10 protein-coding genes are annotated in these 12713 nt (G+C 57.4%); 5 read left to right on the top strand and 5 right to left on the bottom strand.

Features of this window, described 5'->3' with window-relative positions:
* Positions 1–242: 242 nt before the first annotated feature.
* The 3 genes from AABB92_RS16710 to AABB92_RS16700 form a co-directional block, all read right to left on the bottom strand.
* The gene (locus AABB92_RS16710; protein WP_046289259.1) at positions 243–1718 is read right to left on the bottom strand and encodes a SulP family inorganic anion transporter; all 1476 of its coding nucleotides are present in this window, start codon (positions 1716–1718) and stop codon (positions 243–245) included.
* Complete coding sequence (locus AABB92_RS16705) at positions 1715–2350, bottom strand: carbonic anhydrase (RefSeq protein WP_046289260.1); 636 nt, start codon at positions 2348–2350, stop codon at positions 1715–1717. Before AABB92_RS16705 ends, AABB92_RS16710 begins: the two co-directional genes overlap by 4 nt.
* A 582-nt stretch (positions 2351–2932) precedes the next feature.
* Complete coding sequence (locus tag AABB92_RS16700; protein ID WP_031376577.1) at positions 2933–3742, bottom strand: 5'-nucleotidase, lipoprotein e(P4) family; 810 nt, start codon at positions 3740–3742, stop codon at positions 2933–2935.
* 108 nt (positions 3743–3850) lie between these two features.
* Here AABB92_RS16700 and AABB92_RS16695 point away from each other — a divergent pair, with 108 nt between their 5' ends.
* Together AABB92_RS16695 and AABB92_RS16690 are read left to right on the top strand one after the other, a co-directional pair.
* On the top strand, positions 3851–4558 hold the full coding sequence (locus AABB92_RS16695) for a purine nucleoside phosphorylase YfiH/LACC1 family protein (RefSeq protein ID WP_046289261.1): 708 nt from the start codon (positions 3851–3853) through the stop codon (positions 4556–4558).
* Positions 4559–4708: 150 nt separating this feature from the next.
* On the top strand, positions 4709–6730 hold the full coding sequence (locus tag AABB92_RS16690) for an NADPH-dependent 2,4-dienoyl-CoA reductase (RefSeq protein WP_046289262.1): 2022 nt from the start codon (positions 4709–4711) through the stop codon (positions 6728–6730).
* Here the strand turns inward: AABB92_RS16690 and rlmG are convergent, their stop codons facing one another.
* Entirely contained in the window at positions 6731–7849 is a 1119-nt protein-coding gene (gene rlmG, locus AABB92_RS16685; protein WP_031377977.1) for a 23S rRNA (guanine(1835)-N(2))-methyltransferase RlmG, read from the bottom strand.
* 82 nt (positions 7850–7931) lie between these two features.
* Between rlmG and AABB92_RS16680 the strand changes: the two genes are divergently transcribed.
* Positions 7932–8435: a M48 metallopeptidase family protein gene (locus AABB92_RS16680; RefSeq protein ID WP_046289263.1), complete on the top strand. Its 504-nt coding sequence runs from the start codon at positions 7932–7934 to the stop codon at positions 8433–8435.
* Here AABB92_RS16680 and AABB92_RS16675 read toward each other — a convergent pair.
* Entirely contained in the window at positions 8432–10120 is a 1689-nt protein-coding gene (locus tag AABB92_RS16675; RefSeq protein ID WP_031377205.1) for a chloride channel protein, read from the bottom strand. The genes AABB92_RS16680 and AABB92_RS16675 overlap by 4 nt on opposite strands.
* Before the next feature lie 146 nt (positions 10121–10266).
* Here AABB92_RS16675 and AABB92_RS16670 point away from each other — a divergent pair, with 146 nt between their 5' ends.
* Positions 10267–11253 (top strand): Gfo/Idh/MocA family protein, encoded by a 987-nt coding sequence (locus AABB92_RS16670; RefSeq protein WP_031377206.1) that lies wholly within the window; start codon positions 10267–10269, stop codon positions 11251–11253.
* Between the two features lie 256 nt (positions 11254–11509).
* Positions 11510–12478, top strand: coding sequence for a TerC family protein (locus AABB92_RS16665; RefSeq protein WP_031377207.1), 969 nt, complete (start codon positions 11510–11512; stop codon positions 12476–12478).
* Positions 12479–12713 lie beyond the last annotated feature (235 nt).

Genomic DNA, 12713 nt, shown 5'->3' with positions numbered 1-12713 from the left:
ACGCCAACCTGAAAGGGGCGTGGCGTCAGAATGATTTAATCCTGGGCGCCACCAAAGTCATCCTGCGATAAAACCACTATTCATGGGCTAACTTTGAAATCAGCGGGCAAATTGCCCCCTTACAGGTGAAACACGTCAGGCGGCAGCGGGAATGGGGCCAATTATGCCCCGTAAATAAAAAAACCGGATATCCGAGATATCCGATTTTTGCTGCTCTGACGTGTTAACCGTTGCGCTTAAGGCTATTTTACCGCAACCGGCCACTGACTGAGGCGAATTCCGCGTTTATCTGCATTATCGCCAAAATCCTTCAGCACCGCTTTGACATCCGGATCGATATATTCGGCGTTGTCGTTATCAACGATCACCACGCTGTTCTCGGGGATCTCATCCAGCAGCCCCTGCAGCTTCGGGTTATGCATAAAGGTCAGGTTCTGCTGAAAGCGCAGCACGTAGTGGTCGTCGTAACGGGTGAGCTGCAGCGCGTTGCGATGACTTTTGTAGATGCTATAGAGGATCTGCGTGGCGATACCGATACCAATACCGACCAGCATTCCCAGGGAAATAATACCCACGATGGTGGCGAGGAACGGCACGTACTGCTGAGCGCCCATGCGGAACTGTTCCACAAACAGACGCGGCGTTGCCAGCTTGTAGCCGGTATAGAGCAGCACTGCCGCCAGGCTGGCCAGTGGAATGGCGTTCAGCATCTCGCTAAACCACATCCCGCAAATCAGCAGCAGTACGCCGTGAATGAAAATCGACAGTTTGGTTTGTGCGCCCGCGCTGACGTTCACTGAACTGCGGACGATCACCGCGGTAATCGGCATTGCGCCCAGAAAGCCGGCGGCCAGGTTACCGATCCCCTGGGCAAACATCTCTCTATTTGGCGAAGGTGCCGGCGTCTGTGGACGAAGCTTTTTCAGCGCTTCCTGACTCAGCAAGGTCTCCAGGCTGGCCACCAGCGCTAAGGTCAGCGCCACCACCCATACCTGCGGGTTTTGCCACGCCATCCAGTCTGGCGTCTCCAGTTCCGCCACCAGCGCAGAGACGCTGTCAAACGCCGGCAGTGAGATGCGCGCCAGCCTACCCGCCATCTCAGGATAGAGGCGCCCGGCCACTACCGTCGCCAGACAGCCAATCAGCACGGCAATCAGCGGCCCCGGGATCCACGCCAGCGCCTTGATGCGTTTCACCGGCGCGGTGGTCCACAAACACAGGATAGCCAATCCGATGCCCGCCACCAGCATCGCCGGCAGCGAGAAAGTCATCTCGCCTGTGACCAGCGAAATCAGTTCGGCATCTCCTGCCGCGCCCAGCGCGACCGGAATCTGCTGCATGATCAGTAACAGGCCAATCGCTGCCAGCATGCCTTTAATCACGCTACCCGGCACCAGCGAGATAAACCGCCCGGCGCGCATCAGGCCAAACAGGCATTGCAAGGCACCGGCGATAATCAGCGCGGTGAGAAAGGCGGAAAAGCTGCCGAGCGAGGCCATCGAGGCCACCACAATTGTGACCAGACCGGCCGCCGGGCCGCTGACGGCAAACCGTGACGGACTCAGGGAAGTGACGACCAGGCCGCCAATCACCCCGGTCAGCAGGCCGGCAAACGGCGGTAATCCGCTGGCTTGCGCAATGCCAAGACAGAGCGGCAAAGCGACCAGGAAAACCACCAGACCCGCTGGGATATCACGGCGTAGGGTATCGAGATTCATGGTGAAGGTTCCTCTGCAGATTGCTGAATCAACTCTTTGAGATGGCCGGTGCGCAGGTCATAAACACAACCAAACACCTCCAGTGGCTGGCCCGATTGCCAGATTTGCCGGACCGGTTCGGTTTTCACCAGTCGGGCGAATTGTGCCTTCACGTTGGCCTCAACCAGGCGGTCAAGCAGATCGCTCTGGCTCTCTTCGGCTGCGGGAGTTTCCGCCAGGCCAGCCTCAATCGCCTGCCGCAGTGTGCTGATACGGCGCGCCAGCGCCGAGTCCTGATGTTCCAGCACGCTGCCGGGCAGATTCAGCGCGGCCTCTACGCCACCGCAGCCATAGTGGCCGCTTAATACAATCCGTTTCACACCGAGAAAGAAGAGCGCGTATTGCAATACGCTGAGCAAATTGTCGTCATCCTCAACCACCATATTGGCGATATTGCGATGCACAAAAAGTTCGCCAGGATGGGAGCCGGTTAACACCTCTGCCGGTACGCGACTGTCCGAGCAGCCAATCCATAATGAGTGAGGTTTTTGTTGATGCAGGAATTTTTCAAAATAATTCGGGTTACGCTGGCGGCGCTGTAATGCCCAACTGCGATTTTTCGCTAATAAGGGTTTAAGTGTCGTCACAATCATCTTCTCTCTACTACCGGGAGGTCGCATCCCGGCCAACCACGAAGTGTATCAACTCACAAATAAAGCGCGAGCCGTCAGTGAAATAAGAAGCCAGTCACAGAAAAAGGTTATAGACGCTAATCATTACTAATGCACGCCCCCCTATTCTGGCGTGCCATCAGGCGTGACTTTTTGTCAACAGTATGTCAGTTACGGTCAATGACCAGTAAATTTAATTAAGCGCGGCGGGACTGAATAAAATAGCGATTAAGATATTTAATCTCTTAAAATCAATTAACTAAAATTAAAACATTAAATAACTAAAGTTACCCATGACAAATAAATACAATTACTTTTAGCGGGGGTAAATACTGCCATACCAGACGACTGGCTATTTACCAGGAATACTCTTAATTATGAAAATTAACCATTAGCATAATTCACCGCCTTTAAGCCTGACAGGCAGTGAAACGTGCCGGGTTTAATATAAGAATGGAGCAAGAGATGATTTATTTAATTTGCAGCAAAATAGTGACACATGAAAGTAAATCAGGACCGTTTGTTAACAGAGCCTGAACAGGTCAGGCTCTTTTTCTTGACGAATTATTTACCGTTCCAGCTTTGCAGCCGTGATTCCCGCACCGACAGCTGCTGTTCCGGCGTCAGTTTATTGTAATTTTCCGCCATTCCGCTCTCCCAGTCGCCATACAGAGGATTAGGCAGCACGATAAACTGCGTGCCGAACTGCTGATGGTTCAGATTCACAAAATCACGACGCTGCTGATTGCCCTGATGCCAGGTCGCACCGCCAAAGTCGTTAAGGTTATCGCCGACGTACAGCACCACGTTGTAGCCTTCATTTTTGATGGCATCGAAACGCGCCTGTTTGTTCGAGCTGTCGGTGTTCAGACGGACCGTTTTGTCGCTGACGTTGGGAAAGCCCAGCTGCTGCATATTGGCAACCGTTGCGGCGTAGTCCTGCTGATCGCGATTCGACACATAGAACAGCGTGCCACCGTGCTGAGTGACATAACGCGCAAACTCCAGCGCGCCCGGCACCGCTTTGGCCTGTCGCGCCTGAGTCCAGGCCGACCAGCTTTTACTGCTGAACGGCTGGCCGTTCTTCGCCTGCCAGGCACTGTATGCGCTGTTATCCAGCATGGTTTCATCCAGATCGACAATCACCGCTTTAGGTTTGCCGGTCAGTGACGGTGCCTGGTCAAACGCGAGGCGCGCGCTGTTAAAGGCTTGCCAGGTCAGGGCCTGATATTCACCTGACTGCTGGAACCAGTTCACCGCCAGCACCGATTGCTGGCCGAGTTGCTGTTGTGCCGTCGGGTGCGACGACGTTGCGCAGCCGGTTAACAGCAGCGCAACCAGTCCGGACGCGGCGAGTTTTGCTGAGGTTTTCATCATGTCATCCTTAAGGTGAGAAAGGTCGGAGTGGGAAAGCTTCAAAAATGTAGCAGTTAACGTAAGCTGTGGGGAGCTCAACGCACGCCGTTATGACAGGAGATTCTTATGGCCGTGACCCCGCGCTCAACCTTGCTCGACTCGCTCGACTGGCTGGATTACGCCTTTCAGGCGGCTGGCGATCCCCCGCCTGCCGATGCAGCTTATGGCCATCAGCGTCATAGCGCCACCGTGGTGACCGATATTGAAAATACGCCGCCAAAAAGCTGCGAGTCAGATGGCATCATCAGCACCGGCAGCCGCCCGGTTGCGGCCTACACCGCTGATTGCTTACCGGTGCTGTTCGCCGATTCACAGCGTAAAACCGTGGCGGCGGTGCATGCCGGGCTGAAGGGCACGCTGGCGGGCGTCCTGACCCGTGCGGTAGAAAAGCTACAGCAACAGGGCAGCGATCCACGAAACCTGACGGTGGCCATCGGTCCGGCAATGGGTCCCTGCTGTTACGAACTGGCCGAACCGCAGTTGGCTGAGATGCAGCAGCGCCCGTCCCTTGCTGGCTGGCTTCGCTGGCAGCACAACCAGCCGATCAACCCACTGGCACAGCGTCCGCAGGCGAACGCCCGGCAGCAGGGCGTCTGGTTTGATCTGCCGGCGCTGGCGACGCAGATGCTGATACAGAGCGGCGTGCCGCCGCAGCAGATCGAAAACGTCAACGTCTGTACCTACTGCATGGCGGAGAGCGGCTCGAGCTATCGCCATAATACCCACTTCGGCAACGGCTATCATTCCCGCTACTCGTGGATCCGGTGTCGTTAATCGCACGGCTGGCACGGGCGAAGTTGCCCGGCCCGGCCCGTCGCCGGGTCAGATGTTTTTGATTTCACTCACACCCTGACACTGTTTCACTTTTTTTTAACCCGGAAGCCGCTAGAGTTGACTCATCCGACCACTTCGCAGTGAGTGATTATGACCCAGCTCAATCCACACTATCCCGCGCTGTTTACGCCGCTGGACCTTGGCTTTACCCAACTTAAAAACCGTTTTCTGATGGGGTCGATGCACACCGGACTGGAGGAACATCCGCAGGGTGCTGCGCGGCTGGCCGCGTTCTATGGCGAACGGGCGCGTGAGGGAGTGGCGCTGATCGTCACCGGCGGCATCGCTCCGAATCCACAAGGCGTGACAACCGCACACGGCGCAATGCTCACCGACGCGTCACAGTGTGCCTGGCACCGGCCGATTACCGCCGCCGTGCACCAGCATCAGGGGAAAATCGCGTTGCAGATCCTGCATACTGGTCGTTACAGCTATCAACCGGATCTGGTCGCGCCCTCGGCTCGCCAGGCCCCGATTAATCCGTTTACGCCTCAGGCGATGAGCGATGCCGATATCGAACAGACCATTGCGGATTTTGCCCGCTGCGCCCGACTGGCGCAGCAGGCAGGATACGATGGCGTGGAGATCATGGGTTCGGAAGGCTATCTGATTAACCAGTTTCTGGTTAAGCATACCAATCAGCGCACCGATCGCTGGGGCGGTGACTTCCGCCAGCGTATGCAGTTCGCCCTGGCGATCACCCGCGCGGTCCGTGCCGCCACGGGCGAGGCCTTTATCATTATTTTCCGCCTGTCGATGCTGGATCTGATCAAAGACGGCAGCACGCTGGAAGAGACGTTGCAGCTGGCGGCCGAGCTGGAGCAGTGTGGCGTGACGCTGTTCAACACCGGCATTGGCTGGCATGAGGCGCGCATTCCGACCATCGCCACCTGCGTGCCGCGTGCGGCGTTTGCCTGGGTGACGCAGCGCCTGCGTGAGCAGGTGAAGGTGCCGGTGATCGCCACCAACCGTATTAATCACCCCGCCGTTGCCGAGCAGCTGTTGCAGTCAGGCTGCGCTGATATGGTGTCGATGGCGCGCCCTTTTCTGGCCGATGCCGCCTTTGTCAGTAAAGCGCAGCGCGGCGACGATAACAGCATCAATACCTGTATTGCCTGTAATCAGGCCTGCCTCGACCAGGTTTTTGCCGGCAAGATCACCTCATGCCTGGTCAATCCTCGCGCCTGCCATGAGTCACTGATGCCGGTGGTCGCCACCACCGCGCCACGCCGTCTGGCGGTGGTCGGAGCCGGTCCCGCCGGAATGGCGTTTGCACTGCAGGCGGCGCAGCGCGGCCATCAGGTGACGCTTTACGATGCCGCGCCCGACATTGGCGGCCAGTTTAATATTGCCCGGCAGATCCCCGGTAAAGCGGAGTTCAGCGAAACGCTGCGCTATTTCCGCCATCAGCTGGCGGCGGCAGGCGTAAAGGTGATCACCGGCTGTCAGGTCGGGGCTGACCAGCTCAGCGCGGCCGATGAAGTGATCCTGGCGACCGGCATTCAGCCGCGCACCCCGGCGATCCCCGGCATCGACCATCCCTGCGTGCTGAGCTACCTCGAGGTATTACGCGATAAGCGCCCGGTTGGCGCGCGCGTCGCCATTATTGGCGCGGGTGGAATTGGTTTTGACACCGCGGAATATCTGTCACAGCCGCCGCATCAGGATGAGCTGGCCGCGTTCTATCGCGAATGGGGCATCGATCGCAGCCTGAGCCAGCGTGGCGGCCTGATAACGCCGCAGCCGCCTGCCGCTGCCCGACAGATCTGGCTGTTGCAGCGGCGGGCCGGTAAACCGGGCGCGTCGCTGGCTAAAACCACCGGCTGGATCCATCGCACCAGCCTGCAGGCGCGCGGCGTGCAGATGTGGGGCGGCGTAGAGTATCTGGCGATTGATGATGCCGGGCTGCATCTGAGACGCGACGGTGAAACGCTGCTGTTAGCGGTCGATAACGTGATTATCTGCGCCGGGCAGGAACCGCAGCGCGAACTGGAAGCTGCGCTGCGGGAAAGAGGTCAAACGGTCACGCTGATTGGCGGTGCGGATGTGGCGCAGGAACTGGATGCGCGCCGCGCTATCGCGCAGGCGACGCAGCTGGCGCTCAGCATCTGATTAGCGCATCTTCACCGCACGCAGCACCACGAACTTCTGGTTCGAGGCGACCAGCGTGCAGTTGCCAAACAGCTTTTTCAGTTTGTGGTGATAATCGAGGTGGCGGTTGCCGACAATGCGCAACTCGCCGCCATATTGCAGGCAGCGTTTTGCATCACGGAACATCTGCCACGCCAGATGATCGGTAACCGCATGCTGCTGATGGAATGGCGGGTTGCACAGCACCGCGTGCAGACGATCGGAAGGATAACCACTCAGCACGTTATTGACGCGAAACTGGCAGCGGCTCACATCCTCAGGCCGGTTAACTTCAACGTTACGCTGGCTGGAGGCGACCGCCATGTAGGACTCATCAAGGAAATGCACCTCGGCCAGCGGGTTCTGCTCCAGCGCCACCAGCCCTACCACGCCGTTGCCACAGCCGAGATCGACAATCTCGCCCTCAATATTTTCCGGCAGATGCTGCACAAACAGTCGCGCCCCGATATCCAGCGACGCACGTGAGAACACATTGGCGTAGTTGTGAATCTGATAAGGCGTGCCATCCAGCGGCCAGACCAGCGTTGGCTCAGCGTCACGCAGCGCGGGCTGGGTGAAATGGCTGTAAATCAGCCGCGCTTTTTTCCACGCCAGCGAAGTGCGGGTTTCACCGATAATCTGTTCAAACAGCTGCAGCGTCGAATTATGGATCTCTTTGGCACGCGCCGCGGCCAGGATTACCGTCTCTGGCGTCGCCACCTGACGGATCGCGCGCAGCTGATGTTCCAGCAGCGCCAGCGTTTTTGGCACCTTGATCAGCACCGCGGCCGGAGCGGCTGGCAGCGCAGCCAGGCTATCGAGGAAATGGACTTCGCCGTCATCCAGCGCGTTTAACGCCAGGTTCTGACGTGTCGCCTGCTGGCTCAGCCAGGAGTCGCTGATGTGCCAGACGGTACGCGGATTGAGCGCGCAGGTTAACGCACCAAAGCTGTCGTTAACCACCAGCACCGGGCCATCGGGCAGCGTCTGCTGCAACAGATATTCATCAGCCGCATCCCAGGCTTGTAATGGACTTTCGTCACGCATCTGCGGGAAACGATGCAGGATCAGTGTGCGATCGTTCAGTTCAAGTTGGCTCATGAATTCTCCGGCGTGGTACACTTTGATTGATTTTCGCCCCAAAAAGGGGGCGCAGTATACTGTCTTTCGCCGGGAATCCCTAATGTCCTCACTGATCTACCTGCAGGGTTATCCTGCCCCCATTCTTGAGCAGGTTCAGACGTTGATCACCCATCAGCGTTTAGGCGCGTTTCTGCAGCAACGTTATCCCGACACGCACGACGTGATGAGCGATAAAGCGCTGTACGACTACACGCTGGCGCTAAAAAACCGCTACATGCGCAACGCGCCGCCGATCAGTAAAGTGATCTGGGATAACAAGATTAAGGTAATGAAGCACGCGCTGGGTTTGCATACCGCCATTTCGCGGGTGCAGGGCGGCAACCTGAAGGCCAAGGCCGAAATCCGTATTTCGACCTTTTTCCGCCTCGCGCCGGAACCCTTTCTGCGGATGATCGTGGTGCATGAGCTGGCGCACCTGAAAGAGAAGGATCACGACAAAGCGTTCTACCAGCTCTGCTGCCATATGGAGCCGGATTACCACCAGCTTGAGTTTGATGCCCGCCTGTGGATGACCGATCAGGCGATGCGCGGCAACGCGGCTTAAAGAAACTCCTGCGCTTTCTGGATCAGGCTGGTTTTGGTCAGCGCCCCGAGAAAGCGCCGTTCCTGCGGATTGTTCAGCACCGGCAACCGCTCCAGCGTCACCGCCGCAAACGCTTCCCAGCCCTCACGCATACTCTGGTTCTGATAAACCACCGGAAACTCGTCATCCATCACGCACTGCACCGGTGAGTCGAGCGTGATCTCCTGCGCCAGTACCCGCCGTGAAATCTCATGGATCGATACCACGCCCAGAAACGCCCCGACGTCATTGATCACATAGACGTAGCGTTCCCGCTTCAGCGAACTGACCGCCAGCGCCTGGCCGACCGACTCGTGGGGCTGCAACGCCGCACCGGCAATGATCAGCTCAGCGATGCGCATATTATCGAAGTCGTATTTGGCTTCGGACCGGTTGAAGTGATGACTCACTACCGGGTAGGTGCTGGTCGATTGCAGCCGGTAGACCACCATCGACGCCAGCACCGAGGCGATCATCAGCGGGAACAGCAGGCTGCTGTTGAGCGTCATCTCCAGCACCATCAGCATCGCCATTAACGGTGCCTGACTGACGGCAGCCAGCACCGCCGCCATGCCAATCGCGGCATAAAGCAGCGCATTGCCGAGCGGCAAATGCAGCGCCGCCCCGACGCTGGCGATAATCACCCCCAGCAGCGCGCCAATCAGCAACGACGGAGTAAACAGACCGCCGACCGCATTCGATCCGACCGACAGGCTGGTGGCGAGCGTCTTCAGCACCAGCAACAGCAGCAGGCCTGGCAGCAGATAGTGGCCCGCCATCACCTTAACGATCACCTCGTAGCCGTTACCGAGAATGTCGGTAGAAATCAGCGCCAGTAAACCGACCGCGACGCCGCCCGCGCCGAGCCGCAGCGGCAGCGACGCCACCCTGCTGAACAGCAGCTTGCTGCGGGCAATCAGCTTAATCAGCAGCCAGCCGGCCAGACCGGCAACCAAACCGATCACCACCGTCATCAACAGGCTGCTGAGATCCATCTGGAAACTGGCTTCTGCCAGCGGATAAAGCGCATTGCGAAAACCCAGCGACCACATGGTCATCACCGCCACGGCCGAGGCGATAATCAGCGGTATCAGCCGCTGCAGCGCTGAAATACCAAAGGCAATCTCCGCCACAAAAATCGCTGACGCCAGCGGCGCGTGATAGACCGACGACAGACCTGCCGCCGCTGCCATGGCCACCACGTCACTGTTTTTCAGGTTAAGCGACGCCGGTAACAGCCGGCCAATCGCGCTGCCGCACAGTGCCGATAGCTGCACCATCGGCCCTTCTTTCCCTATCGACGCGCCGCTGCCGATACTGGCAATGGAAGATAAAGCGCGAAAAAGCGAGGTTTTGGTCGGAACGGCATCGAGACGGGCATTTATCACCTCAAGGTAGTCGGTTTTAACCGTCTGTTGCTGCTCGATTGCGACAGCGTAGCGCAGAAAATAACCCGCCAGCACCCCGCCGCCGCCCACCAGCAGCGGCCAGAAAATCCACGGCCAGAGGTGTACCGACTCGGTGATTTCGCCGCCGCTGGCGAACAGCAGATGGTTAATAAGCTCGATAACGCCACGAAACGCCAGCGTCACCAGCGAGGCCGCGCATCCGACCGGAATGGCAATCAGTAAAGTGGTCCAGTTTAATGCGTGCTTACTTGCTTTCACCTGCGCTCCCTGGTTTATCCCTGAAAATCATCGCGTCATCATATTATTGGAATGCGGATCGCAGGATCAATGCCTGCCCGGCTGGCCCCATTGCACCCGGCCGGAGAGATGTTACTCTGCCGCTTTACTTCTGCCGGAGAGATGACGTGATTCGTTTTGCCATTGTGGGAACAAATTGGATTACACGCCAGTTTATTGATGCCGCCCATGAAACCGGGGCGATGAAACTGTGTGCGGTCTATTCACGCAGTCAGCAGCAGGCCGAGGCGTTCAGCCACGATTATCCCTGCGAGCAGACCTTTACCTCGCTGGAGGCGCTGGCCGCCAGTCCGCAGATTGATGCGGTCTATCTTGCCAGCCCTAATGCCCTGCATTGTCAGCAGGCGTTGCTGTTTTTATCGCACGGCAAACATGTGATTTGTGAGAAACCGCTGGCCTCTAATCTGCAGGAGGTGGAGGCGATGATCGCCTGTGCCCGCCAGCATCAGGTGGTGCTGTTTGAGGCCTTTAAAACCGCCAGCCTGCCTAACTTCCTCCGGCTGCAACAGGCGCTGCCTGAGGTTGGCAGGCTGCGTAAAGCGTTGCTGAGCTACTGTCAGTACTCCTCACGTTATCCGCGCTATCTCAACGGCGAGAACCCCAACACCTTCGATCCGCGCTGGTCCAACGGCTCAATTATGGACATTGGCTATTACTGCCTGGCGTCGGCGGTTGCGTTGTGGGGTGCGCCGCAGCGGGTGCAGGCCAGCGCCACCCTGCTGGAAAGCGGCGTGGATGCGCACGGCGTCGTGGTACTGAGCTACGGCGATTTTGACGTGACGATCCTGCACTCTAAGGTGAGTGACTCCTCACTTCCGAGTGAAATTCAGGGCGAAGCGGGCGCGCTGGTGATTGAGAAACTCTCCGAGTGTCAGAAGCTGACCTTTATTCCGCGCGGTGCGGAAAAGCAGGCGCTGAGCCAGCCACAGCATATCAATACCATGCTGTATGAAGCCGAAACCTTTGTCCGGCTGGTTGAACAGCGCCAGGTGGACCATCCGGCACTGGAGGTTTCACGTATTACCGCCGCGCTGCTGACCGAAATTCGCCGCCAGACCGGGGTGATTTTTCCGGCCGATCAGCCAGCAGTGTAAATATTTCTAAATATTAACAACAACGATTGATTCCTGTTCGGCTAAGCCGTAACTTACGCTCCTGCAAAGGGGAGTAACTTGTAAGCTGATCGATCGTCACTACGTTGCGTAAGCATCCGGTCATCAGGCAACCCGGAATCTATTCTGTGTTGTAAGTGAGACCTTGCCGGAAGGCGAGGTTTGCTTACACCAAAAATAAGCGGCTGACGTCTTCTGACTTCAGCCGTTTTTTTTATTTTTCAGACAGGATACGAATATGCAAACTGTGGGTACGCCATTACTCTGGGGCAGCTTTGCGGTTGTGGTGCTGATCATGCTGGCCATCGACCTGCTGTTGCAGGGACGCCGCGGCGCGCAGACCATGACTTTCAAACAGGCCGCCGTCTGGTCGCTGATCTGGGTGTCGGTTTCACTGCTGTTCAGCGCCGCGTTCTGGTGGTATCTGGAAGGCAGCGCCGGGCGTGAGGTCGCCAACACCCAGACCCTCGCCTTTCTGACCGGCTACGTGCTGGAAAAAGCGCTGGCGGTGGATAACGTCTTCGTCTGGCTGATGCTGTTCAGCTACTTCTCGATTCCGGCGAACCTGCAACGCCGCGTATTGATCTACGGGGTATTAGGCGCCATCGTGCTGCGTACCATCATGATCTTTGCGGGCAGCTGGCTGGTGACGCAGTTTAGCTGGATCCTCTATGTCTTCGGGGCGTTCCTGCTGTTTACCGGCGTAAAAATGGCGCTGGCGAAAGAGGACGATCATGCGGTCGGCGACAAGCCGGTAGTGCGCTGGCTGCGTAACCATCTGCGCATGACCGACGCACTTGAAGGTGAGAAGTTCTTCACCCGCAAAAATGGCGTGCTGTTTGCGACACCGCTGCTGCTGGTGCTGATTATGGTGGAACTGAGCGACGTTATCTTCGCCGTCGACAGTATTCCTGCCATCTTCGCGGTAACCACGGATCCGTTTATCGTGCTGACGTCTAACCTGTTCGCAATTCTCGGTCTGCGCGCCATGTACTTCCTGCTGGCAAACGTGGCCGAGCGCTTCTCGATGCTGAAATATGGCCTGGCGATCGTGCTGGTGTTCATCGGCTTTAAGATGCTGATTGTCGATCTCTACCATATTCCGGTTGGCATCTCGCTCAGCGTCGTCGGCCTGATCCTGGCGTCAACGCTGCTGATCAATGCCTGGGTTAACCGCAAAAGAGACCAGAAAAAAATCGCGCCATAATTACCTGCAGGGGCAGCCGATGCCCCTGTTTTATTTTGCAGCTGCGTGCAGCGACATTTCATACCTCTGTCACACTTCCCATATCCAGCATAATAAAAACCCGACAGCGGCCACACTGGCAGAATTATCTCTTTTCTCATCCGATCTTTTCCTTATACTCCGCCGGGCAAACCGCTTTAGCCGATGCAAAACATCGCCGCTAAAACTACATCCGCGACAAAATATAGAAAACACT

The sequence above is a fragment of the Pantoea brenneri genome (genome assembly GCF_038594305.1).
GTDB lineage: Bacteria > Pseudomonadota > Gammaproteobacteria > Enterobacterales > Enterobacteriaceae > Pantoea > Pantoea brenneri.
The sequence above is the reverse complement of the archived record's forward strand: the minus strand, read 5'-3'. Positions and strand labels throughout refer to the sequence as shown.

Bases quoted from the DNA above. Each gene is read 5' to 3' on its own strand.
- AABB92_RS16690 (WP_046289262.1), top strand. From the start codon at position 4,709: ATGACCCAGCTCAATCCACACTATCCCGCGCTGTTTACGCCGCTGGAC.
- AABB92_RS16705 (WP_046289260.1), bottom strand. From the start codon at position 2,350: ATGATTGTGACGACACTTAAACCCTTATTAGCGAAAAATCGCAGTTGG.
- AABB92_RS16710 (WP_046289259.1), bottom strand. From the start codon at position 1,718: ATGAATCTCGATACCCTACGCCGTGATATCCCAGCGGGTCTGGTGGTT.
- rlmG (WP_031377977.1), bottom strand. From the start codon at position 7,849: ATGAGCCAACTTGAACTGAACGATCGCACACTGATCCTGCATCGTTTC.
- AABB92_RS16680 (WP_046289263.1), top strand. From the start codon at position 7,932: ATGTCCTCACTGATCTACCTGCAGGGTTATCCTGCCCCCATTCTTGAG.
- AABB92_RS16695 (WP_046289261.1), top strand. From the start codon at position 3,851: ATGGCCGTGACCCCGCGCTCAACCTTGCTCGACTCGCTCGACTGGCTG.
- AABB92_RS16700 (WP_031376577.1), bottom strand. From the start codon at position 3,742: ATGAAAACCTCAGCAAAACTCGCCGCGTCCGGACTGGTTGCGCTGCTG.
- AABB92_RS16665 (WP_031377207.1), top strand. From the start codon at position 11,510: ATGCAAACTGTGGGTACGCCATTACTCTGGGGCAGCTTTGCGGTTGTG.